The organism is Yoonia sp. (genome assembly GCF_046498525.1).
Classification (GTDB): Bacteria; Pseudomonadota; Alphaproteobacteria; order Rhodobacterales; family Rhodobacteraceae; genus Yoonia.
On record NZ_JAWOAN010000122.1, the window covers coordinates 18,222 to 36,792 of the forward strand.

Genomic DNA, 18,571 nt, shown 5'->3' on the forward strand with positions numbered 1-18,571 from the left:
TTCCACAAGGAAACCGCCTTTTTGTTGCAGTTGTGTGGCGCGATCATCCCGTGCAGCGGTTTTCCGCTTCTTCGACCTGCGCTGTAAAACCCAAAAGACTGAATGTATCCTGCGTTTGCGTACCCCGCGCAGAGCGCGCCGTCAGGACCGCATTTGCACCACGTTTCATCGCCTCGACGACCCTTGCATCATCTTCAACGGTCGCAGGCCACGCCGTTTCACCTTGGGTGAAAAGCTGAAAGGTGGTGTCGCCGATCTGCATGCTGACGGTTGATTCGCCGGCAAAAGGATATCCGCCGGTGAACATCACCTGACCATTTACGTTTTCGGATGGGCGATAGAACACGATCAGGCGAATATCGCCGCGGCGCACTTCGACGGTATTGCCGTCGCGGGTATTCAGCGTCTCTTTGGGGGCGGACACGGCCCAACACTCGGTCGGGTTGTCTTCGACGAACAAGCTCCAATCGGTGTCTGCCGACACGCGATTATCGCTTTGCTGCTGTGCCATTGCGCCATCTGCCAACATCAGCGCGAGCGTCACGCCAATCATACGCGAAATATTCAAAATCATCTTACAGCCTCCAAGCTGTCCTTGCCTCTGGATGCCTCATCCGGACGGCGGCGCATCTGACGGCACCTTTTCGACTGGCGAGACGTTGTTCAACCCGATACCCTGTACCCTAGCAAAAATCCGCCCGCAGGGGAAAGCCCCCTTTGCACCTGTCAGGGTCTGGAAAAAACGACATATATAATCCAAAGAGGCAAAAGAATGGCAAATCCTGTTGATCTCGTCGAAGTCTGGCGTGGTGACCTGCTTGAATGCGTGCACCAAGGTCACGCAGTTGTGTGCGACGACACCGGACAGATCATCGAAAGCTGGGGCGATCCGGGCGCGGTGATCTATCCCCGGTCGTCCTCCAAGATGATACAGGCACTGCCGCTGCTGGAAAGCGGCGCGGGAGCGCAGTTGTCGCAAGAGCAACTGGCGCTGGCCTGTGCTTCGCACAACGGGGCCGCCATTCATACCGACCGTGTTCAGGCTTGGCTGAAGGACCTTGGGCTGACAGATGATGATTTCCGCTGCGGGCCGCAGATGCCCGATGATCGCGACGCGCGGTACGATCTGATCCGCGAGGATCAAAACCCATGCCAGATGCACAATAACTGCTCGGGCAAACACACCGGTTTCCTAACGCTGACCAAACACCTCAAGGCTGGCCCTGATTACGAGTTGATCGACCATCCGGTGCAGCAGGCCTGCAAAGCGGCATTCGAAGAGATCACCGAAGAAACAAGCCCCATGTTCGGGATCGACGGCTGCTCCGCACCGAACCATGCCTGCACGTTGCATGGGCTCGCACGGGCCATGTCGTTCTTTGCAACGGCGGGTGACCGGTCGGACCGGCGCAGTGATGCCGCGCTAAAACTGGTGGCCGCGATGACGCGGTATCCAGAACTGGTCGCGGGCGAGACACGCGCCTGTACAGAGCTGATGCGGGCGATGGATCACAAGGTTGCGATCAAGACAGGCGCGGAAGGGGTGTTCATCGCGATCATTCCTGAAAAGCGTCTTGGTATCGCGCTCAAGATCGCAGATGGCGCGACCCGCGCCAGCGAAACGGCGATTACGGCACTGCTTGTCAAATACGGTGTGCTGGACGCCAATCATCCGGCCGCTCGGGCGCGTATGACCCCGCCAATCATAAACCGGCGCGGGATCGAAACCGGTTTCATTCGCCCTGCGGCAATACTCGGTCTATAGGCGCCACTCACCAAAAGCCGGCCCGCACCCCCGAAAAAACAGAACGGATAGCAAAATGCCATTTACCCTCGCCACATGGAACATCAATTCTGTCCGTCTGCGCGAAGACATCGTTGCCAAGCTGATGCGCGAAGAGGCACCTGATGTTCTTTGCCTGCAGGAATGCAAAAGCCCTGTCGACAAGATCCCGTTGGAGCAGTTCCAGTCACTTGGCTACACGCACATGGTTGCGCGCGGCCAGAAGGGCTATAACGGTGTCGCGATCCTTTCCAAGATCCCGATGGTCGAGGCAGGGGCCGAAGACTACGCTGGGTTGGGACATGCCCGCCATATCGCGGGCAAGCTGGAAAACGGCGTAACGGTCCACAATCACTATGTTCCTGCCGGTGGTGATGTGGCGGATCGTGCCGTCAATGAAAAATTCGGCCAGAAACTGGATTATCTCACGGATATGCGAGATGCCTACCATGCCATGAATCCGCTGAAGTCCATTCTTGTCGGTGATCTGAACATCGCCCCGCGTGAAGATGACGTGTGGGACCACAAGAAACTGCTCAAGGTCGTCAGCCATACGCCGATCGAGGTCGAGCACTTTGCCGAAGTCATGGATGCAGGCGGCTGGGCCGACGTGACCCGCAACGATATCCCCGAGGGCCTGCTCTATAGCTGGTGGTCCTACCGCGCAAAGGACTGGGCTGCCGCCGACAAGGGCCGCAGGCTCGATCACATCTGGGCGACACCCGACATCAAGAACAGCGCCCATTCCAGCCGTGTGCTCCGCGATGCGCGCGGATGGGAAAAGCCCAGCGACCACGCGCCCGTCTTTGCAACCTTTGATTTATAGGAGACGCCGATGACCCTGCCCGCGCAAATGGATGCACTTACACAGCTTCACGATGGTTATGCCGACACGCAAACAGGGCCGAATGTCTCTGATTTAACGCCTTTCCTTGCGCATCAGACAATCGCCGTACCGGAACCGGGGGCGGGGCAGGCGCTGATCAAGGTGCATCTGGCGGCAGTCAACCCTTCCGATATCCATTTCATCAAAGGCGAATATGGTCAGCCCCGCGTCAAAGGCGTGCCTGCCGGGTTCGAAGGGGTAGGCGAGGTTGTCGCCGGCGACACCCCCTTTGTCGGCCAGCGGGTGAGCTTTTTTGCCTCCGCCTCCGGTGCTTGGGCAGAATATGCATTGACCGATAGCACAACGCTGGTCCCTTGCCGCCCCGATCTGGCCGAAGTGGATGCCGCAGGACAGCTGGTGAACCCGCTGACGGCCATTGCGATGTTCGACATGGTCAGGGAAAGTGGCGCAGACAGTTTTATATTGAACGCTGCCGGATCGCAGCTTGGCAAATTGCTGATTGCGCTGGGCCGCGACCACGGGATCAAGCCGATTGCTGTCGTGCGGCGCGCGGCGCAGGCGGACAGTCTGCGCGCTTTGGGTGCGGCCGAAGTGATCGTCTCGGGCGACGCAGACCCGCTGGAAGCCGCCAAGTCCGTCTTTGAAATGCATAAACCGCTTATCCTGCTGGACGCGGTGGGCGACCAGTTCACGGCTGACCTGTTCTTTGCCATGCCTGCCCACGCGCGGTGGGTGAATTATGGCAAGCTCTCGACCGAGGCGCCTGCCTTGCATCATCTGGGACAAATGATCTTTCAAAATAAGAAGATCGAAGGTTTTTGGCTGACCCGCTGGATGAAAGAGGTCGATCCTTCACGCATCCCGCAGTCGTTCGCCGAAATTCAGGACCGGTTCATTAGCGGCAAGTGGAAGACCGATGTGGCCGGGATTGTGCCGTTGTCAGAGGCGATGGAGCGATTACCGGACGTTCTGGCGCAGCCCGATGGCAAGGCGTTCATTAACCCGCGCAAATAGCACATGCCCCTTGCATCCTGAGCTTAAATCCGCGACACGCACGCCTTCGGCTCAGAAATGTTGAAAAACGCCCAGACCGTTGCTAGATTTCTACTGAGCCCGGCGTCGGGGCCGTGACGACGCGATTTAAGGAGGACAATGAACTGTCTCTTTCTACAGTGGCTGGTACACCAGCCAAAACCGGAGCCGCAGCAATGACGGCCCGGAACACATCGACCAGCGAACGCCTCTTGGTGGCGGTGCTGAAATCTCTTGAAGACGATAAGGGAGAAGATATTGTGCAGATCAATCTGCGCGGTAAGTCCGAGATCGGTGATTATATGGTCATCGCATCGGGACGCTCGACCCGTCAGGTGACGGCCATGGCTGAAAAGCTGGCCGACAGGATCAAGCAGGAATTCGGGATCATCTCCAAGACCGAAGGCAAAGACACCGGTGATTGGGTGCTGATCGATACGGGCGATATCATCGTGCACATCTTCCGTCCCGAGGTGCGCGAGTTTTATCAGCTTGAAAAGATGTGGCAGCCCGGGACGGCCGCCGCCGTCTGATGCGGGTCCAGATTTGCGCTGTGGGCCGTTTGCGTAACGGGCCCGAGCGCGACCTTTACAATGACTACCTTACCCGGTTCGACCGGACAGGGCGGGCCTTGGCCCTTGGACCTGCGCAATTGATCGAAGTCGAAGACAAAAAAGGCGGCGGCATGTCCGCCGAGGCGGCATTGCTGGATCGTGCGGTGCCGGATGGTGCACTGATCTGCACGCTGGACGAACGCGGCAAGGTCATGAGCTCACCGGAGTTTGCAGCCCTTCTCGCCAACTGGCGTGACCAAGGGCGTCAGGATGTCAGCTTTGTCATTGGAGGAGCCGACGGCATTGATCCGGCCTTGCGCGACCGCGCCGATGCGTCTTTGAGTTTTGGCAAGATGGTCTGGCCGCATATGCTGGTCCGGGTGATGCTGGCAGAACAGCTTTACCGTGCTGGGTCTATTCTTGCCGGTGGGCCATATCACCGCGCTTAGCGGTTTGCGCCTGCGATGTGATGCGTTAAACCACGCATGAAAGATCAGGAGTTCGCCATGCCCACCCCAAAACCCGTCGTTCTGTGTATTCTCGATGGCTGGGGCCTGCGCGATGAAGTCGCGGGCAACGCGCCAAAGCAGGCCAACACCCCCAATTTCGACGCTATCATGCAAGGCCCGCACGCGCAGCTTGTCACCCATGGCCGCGATGCCGGTCTGCCGGGGGGGCAGATGGGCAATTCCGAGGTTGGGCATACCAACATCGGTGCGGGTCGCGTCGTGGCGATGGATCTGGGCCAGATCGAACTGGAGATCGAGGACGGATCGTTCTTCAAGGCAGAGCCGTTGGTCCGGTTCATTCAAAAGATGAAAGAAAGCGGCGGCACGGCGCACCTGATGGGCGTTGTCTCGGATGGTGGCGTGCATGGTCACGTCGATCACATTATTGCGGCTGCCAAGGCATTGACCGACGCGGATGTGCCGGTCGCGATCCACGCGATCACCGACGGGCGCGATGTCGCGCCGTCTTCTGCTGCGGCCTTTATGAAGACATTGCAGGATAATCTGCCTGCGCAAGCGCGGATCGTCACCGTGATCGGCCGCTATTTCGCGATGGACCGCGACAACCGGTGGGACCGCGTCAAGACGGCTTATGACGCCATGATAGAAGGCGAGGGTGGCAAGGCCGACACGCCGATGGCCGCGATCAAGGCCGCATACGAGGATGGCAAGACAGACGAGTTCATTCCCGCGACGGTCATTGCGGATTATGCAGGTGTTTCCGAGGGCGACGGGTTCTTTTGCCTCAATTTCCGTTCGGATCGCGCGCGCGAGATTTTGGCCGCGATTGCGGACCCTGCCTTTGACGGGTTTGAACGCAGGCAACGGCACTTTGCGGCGCTGCTGGGTATGGTGACCTATTCGGACCGCCATGACGCATGGTTCGATGCCGTGTTCCCCAAGCGCGATATCCAGAACACGCTTGGCGCATGGGTGGCCAAACACGGGTTACGCCAGTTCCGGCTGGCCGAAACGGAAAAATACCCGCATGTGACCTTTTTCCTGAATGGGGGCATCGAAACGCCGGAAAAAGGCGAAGATCGCTATATGGCCCCGTCGCCCAAGGTTGCGACCTACGACATGCAGCCTGAAATGTCGGCGGGCGAAGTCACGGAACATTTCGTCAAGGCAATCGCAGAGGGTTATGATCTGATCGTCACCAACTATGCCAACCCCGACATGGTGGGACATAGCGGTGATCTGGACGCCGCGATCAAGGCCTGCGAAGCTGTGGATGCGGGCTTGGGGGAGGTCATCGCCGCACTCGACAAAGCGGGTGGTGCCATGATCGTCACTGCAGATCACGGCAACTGCGAAACGATGATCGATCCCGAAACCGGTGGGCGGCATACCGCGCACACGCTGAACCCTGTGCCGGTGGCCTTGGTCGGCGGACCCGAGGGAGGTTCGTTACGCGATGGCCGCCTTGCTGATCTGGCGCCAACGATTCTTGATCTGATGGGGCTGGACCTGCCGCCTGAAATGACCGGACGGAGCCTGATCCAACGATGATCCGCCTTTGCGTTTTTCTGATTTGCTTCGCCATGAGCGGTCTTGCGCAGCAAACGACGCAGGAGGCCGCAGCACAATTGCAGGCGGCGCAGACCCAGCTTGAGGCCGCAGGCGGTGCCAGCGACCAGATTGCAGCCTTGACCAAGACAGTAAGGGCCTATGAGGCGGGGCTGGCTGCAATGCGCCAGGAGCAACGTGAAATCGCGTTGCAAGAGGGCATCCTGTCCGAAGAACTTGGTCTGCGAACAGTCGAATTTGCACAGCTTCTCGGCGTGCTTTCCGCGATCGGCAAAACGCCGCAACCGGTCCAGCGCGCCCATCCCGACGGACCGTTGAACACGGTACGGGCGGGTATGCTGGTTGCGGATATCACACCGGGGCTAAAGACCGAAGTGGCGCGACTCAACACGCTCTTGGCAGAGGTTCAGGCTGTTCGTACCGCGCAGGACGCCGCCGCACAGACGCTGATGGACGGGTTGCAAGGCGCGCAAGCGGCGCGAACAGCCTTGGGGCAGGCGATATCGGAACGCACCGATTTACCGACACGGTTTGAAGATGATCCCGTGCAAACGGCACTTCTGTTGGCAAGTGCCGAAACTCTGGATGAATTTGCAGTGCAAGTTGCCACGGTGCGGCCTGAGGGAACACAAACACTCACGGCGCAGGCTGACCTGCCGTTGCCTGTGGCGGGAACAGTCTTGCCGGATGACGGCAGCGGTCGGGCCGGTATCCGCATCGCAGCAGCCCCGCGCGCGCTGGTGACGGCACCTGTACCGGCGACGATCCTGTTTCAGGGGGCGCTGCTGGACTATGGCACGGTCGTCATTCTGGAACCTTCCGCAGATGTCATGTTCGTACTCGCTGGTTTCGCCGAGGTCTTCGGAGAAACCGGACAGGTGCTGCCAGCGGGCGCCGCGATCGGGCTTTTGGGGGGCGCGACCGGCCTAGATGACGGGATTTTGACCGCAAATTTGGGCGATGCGGGTGGGCAAGACGCGCAAGCCCTTTATCTTGAGGTACGAGAAGGGCAAACTCCTGTGAATACAGATGCGTGGTTTGCGGTCGAGTAGGTAAGGGAACATGATGAAAAAGATGATTTTGGCCACTGTCGGCGGTGCCGTACTCGGACTGGTTGCAACCACACAGATTGCCGGGCCGGTTCTGGCGCAAGAGACACAATCCAACACAAGTGTTTATGAACAGCTTGATCTGTTCGGCGATATTTTCGAACGGATCAGGTCGAACTACGTCGAAGAGGTCGATGACCGCGAATTGATCGAAGCCGCGATCAATGGGATGCTCACTTCGCTTGATCCGCACTCAAGCTATCTGTCCCCCGAAGCTGCGCAGCGTATGCGCGTCAGCACCTCTGGTGAATTTGGCGGCCTCGGGATCGAGGTCACGCAGGAAGAGGGCTGGGTAAAAGTCGTCTCGCCGATGGATGGTACCCCCGCAGAGGCTGCAGGTATTCAGGCAGGTGATTTCATCACAGCCGTCGATGGCGAAAGCGTACTGGGGCTGACCCTGGACGAGGCCGTGAGCCTGATGCGCGGCCCGGTCGGGGCCGAGATCATCGTGACGGTCGTGCGCGAAGGTGAAGTAGAGCCGTTCGATGTCTCCATTATCCGCGATACGATCAAGCTGACCGCGGTCCGCAGCCGGACCGAAGGCGATGCCGTCGTGATGCGGATCACGACCTTCAACGAACAGACCTTCCCCAATCTGCGCGATGGTATGCGCGAAGAAATCGAAACAGCGGGCGGATTTGAAAACATTGATGGTATCGTACTGGATTTGCGCAACAACCCCGGCGGTCTGCTGAGTCAGGCTGTCTACGTGGCCGATGCCTTCCTTGATGCAGGCGAGATTGTGTCAACGCGTGGCCGCGAGCTTGCCGACGGTGACCGGTTCAATGCGACCCCGGGCGATATTGCCGAAGGCAAGCCGATTGTCGTGTTGATCAATGGCGGGTCAGCATCAGCCTCCGAAATCGTAGCGGGTGCCTTGCAGGATCACCGCCGCGCCATTGTGGTCGGGACAAATTCTTTTGGCAAAGGATCCGTGCAAACCGTTGTTCCGCTTAGTCAGGATGGTGCGATGCGCCTGACGACGGCGCGTTACTACACGCCGTCCGGTCGGTCTATTCAGGCACTGGGTATCTCGCCAGATATCATCGTCGAACAGCCCTCGCCACGCGAGGATGATGGCGAAGAAACCGAGGAGCGCACACAGCGGTCCGAAGCGGGTTTGCGCGGGTCACTTGAAAACGACAGCCTGACCGAGGATGAGATCCGCCAGATCGAAGAAGATCGCGCGCGCGCCGAGGCTGCGGCAGCATTGCGCGAGGACGATTACCAATTGGCCTATGCGATCGATATCCTTAAAGGCTTGAACGCGTTGGGGCCGCTAGCGGGCACAGAATAACGGCAGAGGTTTCCTGTTCACATCCTCGTGTGTGACAACAGGTAAGTTTGGCCTATCTCTCTCGCAGCGACCAAAAATGCATGACCAATAGGAGAGAAGACATGACCAACCTCACACGCCGCAATCTGCTTGCCGCTGGCACGGCCCTGCCTTTTGCCGGGCTTGCCGCCGGCACCGCCCGCGCCGAAGCGCCCATGATGGGGGCGAGCTTTGCCACGCACCGCCGTTTCATGATCGGCGATTTTGAGGTGACGACAATTCTGGGCGGCACCACCCCGCGCGAGAACCCGCAGGGGATTTTCGGTATGAATGTCCCGGAAGACGAATTCGCGACCGTCAGCCGCGAAAACTTTCTTTCCACAGATGAGACGCAGTTCTTTTTCACGCCGACGCTTGTAAACACCGGCAACGAAGTCGTGCTTTTCGACACCGGGTTGAACGCAGCCGCGACCGTGGGTGCTCTCGAAGGCGCTGGCTATAGCGCCGATCAGGTCGATATCATTGTGCTGACCCATATGCACGGTGACCATATCGGCGGGCTGATGAACGAAGGCGCGCCGACTTTTGTCAACGCCCGCTATGTCACCGGGCAGGTTGAATTCGACCATTGGGCCGCCGCCGAAAACGAAGGGTTCGAGGCAAACGTGCGCCCCATGGCCGACAACATGACCTTCCTTGGCGACGGTGGTGATGTCGTCAGCGGCATCACTGGCATGAACGCCTTCGGTCATACGCCCGGCCATATGGTTTACCGGATCGACAGCGCAGGCAAAGGTCTTGTGATCTTTGCCGATCTTGCCAACCACCCCGTCTGGTCGCTGGCCCGCCCCGATTGGGAAGTGCGCTTTGATTCCGATAAAGAGACCGCCGCTGCGTCACGCCGCAATGTGCTGGGTATGATCGCCGCCGACCGTGTGCCAGCTATCGGCTACCACATGCCGTTCCCCGCTGTGGGCTATGTCGACACCGGCAGCAACGGCGCAGAGTTCCGCTGGGTGCCCGAAGCCGGACAATTGATGAGCTAACCTATGTCGATCCGAAGGTCTGACCAGATCAAAATGGTCAGACCTTCACCCGCGCGCTCTGTGGGTCATAAAACGGCTTGAGCTGCGCTTCTGCCCTGACCCTTGTCCCCATCACGTCAATCTCGAAATCGCTGGCCAGCAGATCGGCCACGCTTTCGCCCTTGCAGGGCACATACCCCATGCCGATAGCCGCGCCGAGGTGGTGGCCATAACCGCCCGATGACAGGTAACCCACAACCTCACCATCCCGCACGACGGGTTCATTGTGATACAGCAGAGGTTCCGGATCAGTCAGCTTGAACTGGACCAGTCGGCGCTCCAATCCTGCCTCGCGCTTGCGCAGGACTGCGTTACGACCGATGAAATCGGGTTTGTCGGTCTTGACCGCAAAACCAAGGCCGGCCTCCAGTACGTGATCCTCGCACGTGATGTCATGACCAAAGTGGCGGAACCCTTTTTCCATGCGGGCGGCATCCATCATATGCATCCCGCACAGCTTCAGCCCCATATCGTGTCCGGCAGCGTGCAGTGTTTCAAACACATGGCCCGCCATGTCGGAGGACATATACACCTCCCATCCCAGCTCACCCACATAGGTCACACGGTGCACACGGGCGAGGCCCATACCGATCTCGATGTCTTGCGCGGTGCCAAACGGATTGGTGTCGTTGCTGAAATCAGCAGGCGACACCTTTTCCAACAGCTTGCGGCTGTTTGGCCCCATCACGGCCAGCACGCCTTCGCCCGCCGTGACATCGGTGATGACCACGTTGAACTGACCCTGATGGCGCTGCATCCATGTCTGGTCCGCCAGCCGTGTCGCGGCAGGGGTGACAACCAGATAAGTGGTTTCCGACAGGCGCGTAACGGTCACATCCGCCTCGATCCCTGCACGGGTGTTCAGAAACTGCGTATAGATGATTTTGCCCACCGGCACGTCATAGTCACCGCCGCCGACGTAATTCATAAATGCCGTCGCATCACGCCCCTCGACCCTGATCTTGCCGAAAGAGGACATGTCATACATGCCCACATTGGTGCGGATCGCAGCCAGTTCCGCCGCGACATTGCCAAAGAAATTCTGCCGCTTCCATGAATATTCATATGCTGGTGTCTGCCCTTCGTCGGCAAACCAATTGGCGCGTTCCCACCCCGCCAGTTCGCCCATCACAGCGCCCTGATCCAGCAGGTGCTGATGAAACGGCGTGCGGCGCACACCGCGTGCTGTGGCTTTCTGCCGGAAAGGGAAGTGATCGGCATAAAGCAGGCCCAGCGTTTCCTTCGAGCGTTCGAATAAATACGTTTTATTACCCTGAAACGGCTGCATCCGGCTGATATCCACATCACCCAGATCAAAGGGCTTTTCACCTCCGTCCATCCATTGTGACAGGGCCATACCCGCGCCACCGGCAGACTGGATACCAATAGAGTTGAAACCGGCGGCGACCCAGACGTTATCCATCTCAGGCGCAAGGCCCAGATGATAGGCGTCATCGGGGGTAAAGCTTTCAGGCCCGTTAAAGAACGTATGAATCCCGGCTTCGGCCAGCATTGGCATCCGTTCGACCGCTGCCTCCAGGATAGGTTCGAAATGATCGAAATCCTCGGGCAGTTGGTCGAATTCGAAATTCTCGGGGATGCCCTGCATCGCCCAAGGCTTTGCATGGGGTTCAAAGGCGCCCAGCAGTATTTTGCCCGCGTCTTCTTTGTAATAGGCGCATTCATCTGGCACGCGCAGAACGGGCATCTGGGTCAGACCGGAAATCGCCTCGGTCACGATATAGAAATGCTCGCAGGCATGCAGCGGCACATTCACACCCGCCATGCGGCCAACCTCATGGCCCCACATGCCCGCGCAATTCACGATCATGTCGCAGGTCATGGTGCCTTGTTCGCCACCCTGTTCCCAGTCAACGGACTGCACACGGCGGCCCGCCCTGTTGACGCCTGTGACCTTCGTGCGTTCCGCGACCACTGCGCCATTCATCCGCGCGCCTTTGGCCAGCGCCAGTGCGATGTTCGCCGGATCGCCCTGACCGTCCTTGGGCAGATAGACGCCCCCGGTAACCCCCGCGATGTTCAGATGCGCATAGCGGTTTTTGATCTCATCCGGCGAGATTTCTTCGATCTCAACGCCAAAGGCCCGCGCCATCCCCGCAGAGCGTGAAAGTTCCGCGCGACGTTCCTCGGTCAGGGCGACAGTGATCGAGCCCACGCGCTTGAACCCTGTCGCCACGCCTGTTTCGTCCTCAAGACTGCCGTAAAGCTCCTGACTGTACTTTGCGAGCCTTGTCATATTCGCCGTCGCCCGCAATTGCGCGATCAGCCCTGCGGCGTGCCATGTCGTGCCCGAAGTCAGTTGTTTGCGTTCCAGCAACACAACATCCGTCCAACCCAGCTTGGCCAGATGGTAAGCGACAGAGCAGCCGATAACACCGCCACCAATGATGACGACACGCGCATGGGAAGGAAGCGTAGGCATGGTTGGGTTTCCTGTAAGGTGTTGATGCCCCGATTTGTGCCACCAAGGTGCCTTCCGCTATCATGCAAAAGCGTCACTCTTGACGCATATCTGCTATTTGTGGCGGCCTTTCTTGCGGGCCGCATTCGGTGTCATGCCAAAGGCACTGCGATAGATCGTGGTGAACCCGCTTGGAAAGCCGCAGGCCAGACCGATCTCATGGATTCGCATCTCGGTATTCAGCAACAGGTTATTGGCCTTGTTCAGCCGCAGCCCCCGATAATAGCCGTTGGGCGTTGATTTCAGCAGGCTGTTGAACTTGCGCTCAAGCGAACGCTTTGACAGGTTGGTCTGCTGGGCAATTTCGCTGATATGCAGGGGGAACTCCATATTATCCTGCATCAAGGCAAGACATGCATCCAGAGCGGCATCGCCGGTGGTCGTCACCTCTTTTCCAGAAAACGGCTGCAACGTGTTGAAGTGCCTGACCCGCTCGTGCAGCAAGATATCCGCCACAGTTGTCATCGTGGTAGAAGAAGCATGCTGGGCCGCAATAGACAGGGCGATATCAAAAGTCGCACCCATGCCGGCGCAGGTGATGATGGCCCCGCTTTCGACGGCCAGTGTCGCTTTGGTATCAAAAAGGCCCAGCCGCTCCATCAGGATCGTTCGGTTTTCCCAATGCGTCGTATGACTGCCGGGATTACCGTTGGTTTCAGCGATGTAGCGGGCCGCAGCCTCGGACAAGAGCACGACACGCGCCTGGCGGCTGGTATATCTGGCCAACGCTTTACCCAACGACAATGCAGGGCAGGCGGGATCGGAATTGCCAAGGACGAACAGATAATCCGCCTCCGGTCGCGCAGGCAGGGGGGTGGTCTCGACCGTCACAGCACTGCTTGCAGAAATAGGGCCGCCATGTTTTGAGCGGACATGCCACGCAAAAAGCGGGCTGCCGTTGATCCGGTTGGCCAGCCGGATAACTTCGACAACGCCTGCGAATTCGGTCAGGACAAACCCGTCGGCAACGTAGATGTCAAAGACGCAAGGTGCGCTCATGGCGCGACGATATTGTGCCCGGCCGCTCTGATTTCGTCGGCAAGCTTGGCAATATGCGCCGGACCCACCTCACAGCAACCGCCCACGATCGTGGCACCTTTGGCGATCCATCCCATTACAAACTGCGCGTATTCATCCGGGCCAAGGTCCTTGCGGGCGGTCAGCGCATCTACCGTTGGTTTATCCGCCAGAAAACCGCTGCTGATCTTTGTGAAACCATTGGCATAACCGCCAAACGGTTTTCCGGACGTGGCCAGAACATCAATCGCTGCATCAATCGCCTCGGGTGCCGAACAATTCGCGAGAATGGCGCTTGCTGCCCCTGCAACCGCAAACACATCTGCGACGGGTTCACCAGACCGCAGCTTGGTTCCGTCAGTGTCATCAACGGTCAGCGCCAGCCACACGGGTTTGCCCGTCGCTGCCGCGGCCTCCAGCACCGCGCGGGCATGTGCAACCGATGCAACAGTTTCGCAGATGATCAGATCAACCTTTGGCGCAAGGATGTTTGCGACCTCGGCATAGGTGGCAACGGCAACATCATGCGCAGGCATCAGATCAGGCCGGTAGGATGCCCCAAGCGGCCCGATCGAACCGGCCAGCACCCCAACACCTTCGGCCTCCTTGATCGCTGCCGCATGAAGCGCCTCGAACTGGCCTTCCATTCCGGTGCCCTCAAGACGGTCACGCAAAATGGCATAGGTATTTGTCGTGTGGACCGTGGCACCTGCTGCTGCATAGTCCGCGTGGACCTCTGCGACCAGACCGGGGTGGTCCATCATCACTTGGGTCGACCAAAGCGGCGTGGGCTTATCGCCTGCACGCCGTACCAGCTCTTGTCCCATACCGCCGTCAAGAAGGATAATATCTGTCACCGGTCACGCGCTCCAAACTCAGCTTTCCGGGGGACCGGCCCGCCCCCGAAGGTGGCTTGGATCACGCGCGCAGGCGTACGTTTTCCGGATCCCAGAGCGGCTTATCTTCCGCAATCGTTGCTTTATAGCGCGCCCCGTAGATGTCAACGTCAACCTTTGTGCCGGCAACTGCGGCATCAGCGCGGATCATCCCCAGCGCGATGGATTTATCCACCCGGTAACCCCAGCCGCCCGACGTGGTTTCGCCCGCCACTTCGTCACCGAGCCAGATTGTCGACATGTAAGGTGCATCCGCGGGGCCGGGGTCATCCAGCGTCAGCGTGATAAACTTCTTGGCCACACCGCGCTGTTTTTCTGCCAAGAGCGCGGTCTTCCCGGGGAAGTCCTGCGCCTTGTCGAACTTGATGAACCGCTCGAGGCCGCCTTCGAGCAGCGAATAATCCGTGCTCAGATCGCCCTTCCACGCGCGATAACCCTTTTCAAGGCGCAGCGCGTTCAGGGCAAACATGCCAAACGGCACGGCACCGGCTCCTAGCACTGCATCATAGAGCGCGGGCATATTGGCGTTGGTGGCGTGAATTTCCCAGCCCAGTTCACCGGCAAAGCTGACGCGGGCCAATGCACAGTCAATGCCTGCGACCTTGGTCGGCTGATGGCTAAGCCATCCAGCGGAAAGGTCAGCCTCGGTCCCGATGGCTTCGAACAAGGCGCGCGCCTTGGGGCCGGTGACGATCAGCGTGGAATACTCCTTGGTATGATCGCTCAGCGACAGCCCATCGGGCAATGCATCCGCCAGCAATTCATAATCATGCCATTGCGCGGATGCGGCGGTGATCAGGGTAAAGTGATCGTCTGCGTGGTTCATCACCGACATTTCCGTCAAAATCCGCCCGCGATCATCCGCGAAATAGGCAAGGTTCATGCGACCGACAGATGGCAGTGCACCTGCGATCCGGCTCAAAAGCCAGTCTGCCGCACCTTCGCCTGACAGGTTGAATCGCGAAAATCCCGGCAAATCCAGAACGGCGACGCCATCGCGCACCGCTTCGCATTCTTCCTTCACGCGGGGCTGCCACGGGCCGTCCCGCTCCCAGGTCTCGGTTGCTTCAAGGCTTGTGTCATCACCCGCTTTGGCAAACCAGTTGGCGCGTTCCCACCCGTTATAGGCCCCCATTTGGCCGCCCAGCTCCAGCACTTTCGCGTGGTTCGGCGACAGCTTCTTGTCGCGTCCGGCAGGCCACATCTTGTGCGGGAAATGCATACCGTATTCATGGCCGTAAATTTCGACAGCCTTCTGGTGGCAGTAATCCTGATCGGTGTAATCGGTATAACGGCGCGGATCGCAGGCCCACATATCCCATTCGGTCTGGCCATCGACGATCCATTCGGCAGCGACCTTGCCCGCGCCACCCCCTTGGGTGATGCCAAAGGTAAAGACACAAGCCTCGAACGCGTTCTTCACGCCGGGCATCGGCCCCAGCAGCGGCAAACCATCAGGGGCATAGGGGATCGGGCCGTTGATCACGCGGCCCACTCCCGCAGTGCCAAGGATCGGCACACGGGCCATTGCGTCCTCGATATACCACTCCAGCCGTTCCAGATCATCGGGATACAGCTGAAAGCTGAAATCATCCGGCTGCGGATCGTCCGGCGTGACCCAATGGGCCTTGCAGTTGCGTTCGTAAGGGCCAAGGTTCAGCCCGTTCTTGTCCTGCCGCAGATAGTAAGAACTATCCACGTCGCGCAGCAAAGGCACCTTGTGGCCATGCGCCTCGGTCCATGCCTTGAGTTCCGGAATTTCCTCGGTCAGGAAAAACTGGTGCGACATCGTCACCATAGGCACCGTGCGCCCACCATAGGGTTTGAACCATTCGCCTACGCGCTGCGCATAATATCCTGACGCGTTCACGACCTTTTCACAGTCGATATCACCTTTTTCGGTATGTACTGTCCACGTGCCGTTGGGGTGCTGGGTCACACCCGTCGCACTGCAAAAACGCTCGATCTTGGCTCCCATCTGACGGGCACCCTTGGCAAGTGCCTGTGTTAGCTGCGCAGGGTCGATATCGCCATCATCCGGATCGTAAAGCGTGCCTTCCAGATCATGTGTTTCAAGAAATGGATACATCTCTTGTGCCTCATCCGGCGTCATCAGTCTGAGGTTCAACCCTTGATAGTTTCCCATTCCCATCGCGCGTGCAAATTCCTGCATGCGTTCCTTGGAATGCGCCAGCCGGATCGACCCCGTGACATGGTAATTCATCGGGTAATCAACTTCGTCGGCCAGTCCTTTATACAGGCCCAGCGAATAGCGCTGCATGTTCATCACGGCCCATGATGTGCTGAAAGACGGACAATTGCCCGCTGCATGCCATGTCGAGCCTGCAGTCAGTTCGTTCTTTTCCAGCAGAACGCAATCTGTCCAGCCCTTCTTGGCAAGGTGATAAAGGGTCGACACGCCCACAACACCGCCACCGATGATGACAACACGCGCACTTGTCGGAAAATCAGCCATTATTTGCTCTCTCTAATCGGGGATGTGCGGCGCAGCATCCGGGATGGTGTAATAATCGCCGGCACCGGCGGTAAAGATATGTACAGCAGGGCTCATTGCAGTGGGCCGGTCAAGGCATCCTGCGGCAGTGCCTGCGTGATTTGCGCCAATTGGCCGGTAAAACAGACCGTCTGACCCGGTTTTGCCAACCCTTCATCGAAACTGAAGGCATCACATTCATTATGCGGTCGATGCGTCATTACCGTACCTAATAAATCGGTGGAGAGATCACCCACACGATTTCGCAGGGTGTATCGTGGCGGTTCCACCATTGGAACTTCTGCCCACGCAGGCGGAAACTGTCACCCGGATTCAAACTGAACAGCTTGCCATCCAAGGCGATCTCGAACTGGCCACTGACAATATAGCAGACTTCCTGCGTCGGTCGCGTCAGGGGTTCTTTCAGGCGCGAGTAAGGGGCAAAGCTGGAATGGATGACTTCGAAATCATCAGTCAGGTCCGGCGACAGCAGTGCTTCGGTCAGGCCCTCGGTGCGGCTGCCGATGGGTCTGCGTGCATCGGCGCGCACGATCAGCCCTTCTTCCTGAGGAATTGCGCCAACTTGCAAAAAGCTCGATATGGATACATCCAGAACCTCTGCTATCTGTCGCAGGTCGGCAATCGCAGGATGAGACTTGTCGCGTTCCACCTGACTAAGCCAGCCAACCGAACGGCCAAGCGCTGCCGATAGATGCGCCAGTGTCATCTTGCGCGCCTTGCGCAGCGAACGAATGTCAGCGCCCAGAGATGAGACAGTTTTCTGCTCACCACGCATGTGTTGTCCCTGAAGAATGATTGCCGGTTCTCATATCCGCGGTTCCCTGTGGTTTTAGAAAATAGGTTCCTTTCTCAACCATAGAGAGTGCCATCAACAGTCTATTTCTCAAAGACCATTTTCAGTATTTCTTGCAAAGCCGTAGCGTCATTTTCGTCAAATGCATCGGGTTGGTCGCTATCGATGTCAAAAACGCCAATCAGCGCACCTGTGCGATCATGTACCGGCAGAACCAACTCTGACCGCGTACTGCTGGCGCAGGCGATATGACCCGGAAATGCATTGACGTCCGGCACCAGTTGCACCTCGCCGGTGCGCGCCGCCGCCCCGCAAACGCCTCTGTGGAAGGGGATTACCAGACAACCATGCCCGCCCTGATAAGGTCCGATCTTCATCAGTTCCGGCGCGGTGACACGATAAAAACCGGTCCAGTTGAAGCGGTCATCGCTATGATGTACCTCGCAGGCGACGGTCGCCATCAGCGCCACTTCATCGTCTTCGCCTTCCGTCAGTGCGGCGATTGTCTGTTGCAAATCTTCATAATTCACGCGCATCGCGTCAGTCTCCTGCGTCGGTGGCCACCGACAATACAATTTTTCCGGTATAGCTCTTGTCAGCAAAGGCGACCTGAGCGGCGTTAATCTCGCGTAATGGAAAGATAGCGGCGACCAAGGGCTTGATCGCACCGCTTTGGATCCTCTTGACCAGATTGCCGAACACCGCAGGCTCCAGCACGGTGCAGCCATAAAAGCGCAAGTCTTTCAGGTAAAGCGTGCGCAGATCCAGCGCCACGATCGGCCCGCCTACCGCACCCGATACCGCGTAGCGCCCCTTGGGACGCAGCACATCCAGCAAACGGGGCCACTTGTCGCCCCCGACCAGATCAAGCACCACATCGACGCTATTGGCACCAAGAGCCTGAACAAGGTCAGCTTTGCGATCAATGATGATGTCGGCACCCAGATCGCGTAGCGATTGTACTTTGGGTGCGCTTGTCACGACAGCAACGCGCGCACCGCGCGCCTTGGCCAGTTGCAACGCTGCCGATCCAACGCCGCCCGATGCCCCGGTAATCAGAACTGTTTCACCGCTCTGCAGTTGGGTCCGTGTCAGCATGTTTTCGGCGGTTGAATACGAGCACGGAAATGACGCAAGTTCTAT

18 protein-coding genes are annotated in these 18,571 nt (G+C 58.5%); 9 read left to right on the forward strand and 9 right to left on the reverse strand.

Going from position 1 to position 18,571, the window contains the following annotated elements; all coding sequences use genetic code 11:
- Window positions 1-43 precede the first annotated feature (43 nt).
- Window positions 44-574 (reverse strand): invasion associated locus B family protein, encoded by a 531-nt coding sequence (locus tag R6T97_RS08450; protein WP_410348849.1) that lies wholly within the window; start codon window positions 572-574, stop codon window positions 44-46.
- Window positions 575-772: 198 nt separating this feature from the next.
- Here R6T97_RS08450 and R6T97_RS08455 point away from each other — a divergent pair, with 198 nt between their 5' ends.
- From R6T97_RS08455 to R6T97_RS08495, 9 genes are all read left to right on the forward strand, one after another.
- Window positions 773-1,765 (forward strand): asparaginase, encoded by a 993-nt coding sequence (locus tag R6T97_RS08455; protein WP_410348850.1) that lies wholly within the window; start codon window positions 773-775, stop codon window positions 1,763-1,765.
- Between the two features lie 55 nt (window positions 1,766-1,820).
- Window positions 1,821-2,609, forward strand: coding sequence for an exodeoxyribonuclease III (locus R6T97_RS08460; protein ID WP_410348851.1), 789 nt, complete (start codon window positions 1,821-1,823; stop codon window positions 2,607-2,609).
- A gap of 9 nt (window positions 2,610-2,618) precedes the next feature.
- Complete coding sequence (locus R6T97_RS08465; protein ID WP_410348852.1) at window positions 2,619-3,644, forward strand: alcohol dehydrogenase catalytic domain-containing protein; 1,026 nt, start codon at window positions 2,619-2,621, stop codon at window positions 3,642-3,644.
- Between the two features lie 194 nt (window positions 3,645-3,838).
- Window positions 3,839-4,195 carry a ribosome silencing factor gene (gene rsfS, locus R6T97_RS08470; RefSeq protein WP_410348853.1) on the forward strand — a complete coding sequence of 119 codons (357 nt, stop codon included), beginning with the start codon at window positions 3,839-3,841 and terminating at the stop codon, window positions 4,193-4,195.
- Window positions 4,195-4,665: a 23S rRNA (pseudouridine(1915)-N(3))-methyltransferase RlmH gene (gene rlmH, locus R6T97_RS08475; protein ID WP_410348866.1), complete on the forward strand. Its 471-nt coding sequence runs from the start codon at window positions 4,195-4,197 to the stop codon at window positions 4,663-4,665. The genes rsfS and rlmH overlap by 1 nt, the downstream gene beginning before the upstream one ends.
- 57 nt (window positions 4,666-4,722) lie before the next feature.
- Window positions 4,723-6,237, forward strand: a complete 1,515-nt coding sequence (gene gpmI, locus R6T97_RS08480) for a 2,3-bisphosphoglycerate-independent phosphoglycerate mutase (RefSeq protein WP_410348854.1) — start codon at window positions 4,723-4,725, stop codon at window positions 6,235-6,237.
- The gene (locus R6T97_RS08485; RefSeq protein ID WP_410348855.1) at window positions 6,234-7,307 is read left to right on the forward strand and encodes a murein hydrolase activator EnvC family protein; all 1,074 of its coding nucleotides are present in this window, start codon (window positions 6,234-6,236) and stop codon (window positions 7,305-7,307) included. The genes gpmI and R6T97_RS08485 overlap by 4 nt, the downstream gene beginning before the upstream one ends.
- Window positions 7,308-7,320: 13 nt before the next feature.
- A complete protein-coding gene (locus tag R6T97_RS08490) occupies window positions 7,321-8,661 on the forward strand; it encodes a S41 family peptidase (RefSeq protein ID WP_410348856.1) in 1,341 nt (446 codons plus the stop codon).
- A gap of 101 nt (window positions 8,662-8,762) precedes the next feature.
- A complete protein-coding gene (locus R6T97_RS08495; protein WP_410348857.1) occupies window positions 8,763-9,686 on the forward strand; it encodes an MBL fold metallo-hydrolase in 924 nt (307 codons plus the stop codon).
- Between the two features lie 37 nt (window positions 9,687-9,723).
- Here the strand turns inward: R6T97_RS08495 and R6T97_RS08500 are convergent, their stop codons facing one another.
- From R6T97_RS08500 to R6T97_RS08535, 8 genes are all read right to left on the reverse strand, one after another.
- Window positions 9,724-12,168 (reverse strand): FAD-dependent oxidoreductase, encoded by a 2,445-nt coding sequence (locus tag R6T97_RS08500; protein ID WP_410348858.1) that lies wholly within the window; start codon window positions 12,166-12,168, stop codon window positions 9,724-9,726.
- Window positions 12,169-12,261: 93 nt separating this feature from the next.
- On the reverse strand, window positions 12,262-13,206 hold the full coding sequence (locus tag R6T97_RS08505; protein ID WP_410348859.1) for a GlxA family transcriptional regulator: 945 nt from the start codon (window positions 13,204-13,206) through the stop codon (window positions 12,262-12,264).
- Entirely contained in the window at window positions 13,203-14,081 is an 879-nt protein-coding gene (locus tag R6T97_RS08510; RefSeq protein ID WP_410348860.1) for a homocysteine S-methyltransferase family protein, read from the reverse strand. Before R6T97_RS08510 ends, R6T97_RS08505 begins: the two co-directional genes overlap by 4 nt.
- Before the next feature lie 61 nt (window positions 14,082-14,142).
- Window positions 14,143-16,596 carry an FAD-dependent oxidoreductase gene (locus tag R6T97_RS08515; protein ID WP_410348861.1) on the reverse strand — a complete coding sequence of 818 codons (2,454 nt, stop codon included), beginning with the start codon at window positions 16,594-16,596 and terminating at the stop codon, window positions 14,143-14,145.
- Window positions 16,597-16,688: 92 nt separating this feature from the next.
- Window positions 16,689-16,835 carry a hypothetical protein gene (locus R6T97_RS08520; RefSeq protein ID WP_410348862.1) on the reverse strand — a complete coding sequence of 49 codons (147 nt, stop codon included), beginning with the start codon at window positions 16,833-16,835 and terminating at the stop codon, window positions 16,689-16,691.
- Between the two features lie 8 nt (window positions 16,836-16,843).
- Window positions 16,844-17,410 (reverse strand): helix-turn-helix domain-containing protein, encoded by a 567-nt coding sequence (locus R6T97_RS08525; protein ID WP_410348863.1) that lies wholly within the window; start codon window positions 17,408-17,410, stop codon window positions 16,844-16,846.
- A gap of 101 nt (window positions 17,411-17,511) precedes the next feature.
- Window positions 17,512-17,964 carry a GAF domain-containing protein gene (locus R6T97_RS08530; protein WP_410348864.1) on the reverse strand — a complete coding sequence of 151 codons (453 nt, stop codon included), beginning with the start codon at window positions 17,962-17,964 and terminating at the stop codon, window positions 17,512-17,514.
- A gap of 4 nt (window positions 17,965-17,968) precedes the next feature.
- A partial coding sequence (locus R6T97_RS08535) for a zinc-binding dehydrogenase (protein WP_410348865.1) occupies window positions 17,969-18,571 on the reverse strand: 603 nt, incomplete at its 5' end.

Coding starts and splice junctions, on each gene's coding strand:
- R6T97_RS08490 (WP_410348856.1), top strand. CDS start 7,321: ATGAAAAAGATGATTTTGGCCACTGTCGGCGGTGCCGTACTCGGACTG.
- rsfS (WP_410348853.1), top strand. CDS start 3,839: ATGACGGCCCGGAACACATCGACCAGCGAACGCCTCTTGGTGGCGGTG.
- R6T97_RS08530 (WP_410348864.1), bottom strand. CDS start 17,964: ATGCGCGTGAATTATGAAGATTTGCAACAGACAATCGCCGCACTGACG.
- rlmH (WP_410348866.1), top strand. CDS start 4,195: ATGCGGGTCCAGATTTGCGCTGTGGGCCGTTTGCGTAACGGGCCCGAG.
- gpmI (WP_410348854.1), top strand. CDS start 4,723: ATGCCCACCCCAAAACCCGTCGTTCTGTGTATTCTCGATGGCTGGGGC.
- R6T97_RS08505 (WP_410348859.1), bottom strand. CDS start 13,206: ATGAGCGCACCTTGCGTCTTTGACATCTACGTTGCCGACGGGTTTGTC.
- R6T97_RS08495 (WP_410348857.1), top strand. CDS start 8,763: ATGACCAACCTCACACGCCGCAATCTGCTTGCCGCTGGCACGGCCCTG.
- R6T97_RS08450 (WP_410348849.1), bottom strand. CDS start 574: ATGATTTTGAATATTTCGCGTATGATTGGCGTGACGCTCGCGCTGATG.
- R6T97_RS08500 (WP_410348858.1), bottom strand. CDS start 12,168: ATGCCTACGCTTCCTTCCCATGCGCGTGTCGTCATCATTGGTGGCGGT.
- R6T97_RS08515 (WP_410348861.1), bottom strand. CDS start 16,596: ATGGCTGATTTTCCGACAAGTGCGCGTGTTGTCATCATCGGTGGCGGT.
- R6T97_RS08460 (WP_410348851.1), top strand. CDS start 1,821: ATGCCATTTACCCTCGCCACATGGAACATCAATTCTGTCCGTCTGCGC.
- R6T97_RS08485 (WP_410348855.1), top strand. CDS start 6,234: ATGATCCGCCTTTGCGTTTTTCTGATTTGCTTCGCCATGAGCGGTCTT.
- R6T97_RS08525 (WP_410348863.1), bottom strand. CDS start 17,410: ATGCGTGGTGAGCAGAAAACTGTCTCATCTCTGGGCGCTGACATTCGT.
- R6T97_RS08465 (WP_410348852.1), top strand. CDS start 2,619: ATGACCCTGCCCGCGCAAATGGATGCACTTACACAGCTTCACGATGGT.
- R6T97_RS08520 (WP_410348862.1), bottom strand. CDS start 16,835: ATGACGCATCGACCGCATAATGAATGTGATGCCTTCAGTTTCGATGAA.
- R6T97_RS08455 (WP_410348850.1), top strand. CDS start 773: ATGGCAAATCCTGTTGATCTCGTCGAAGTCTGGCGTGGTGACCTGCTT.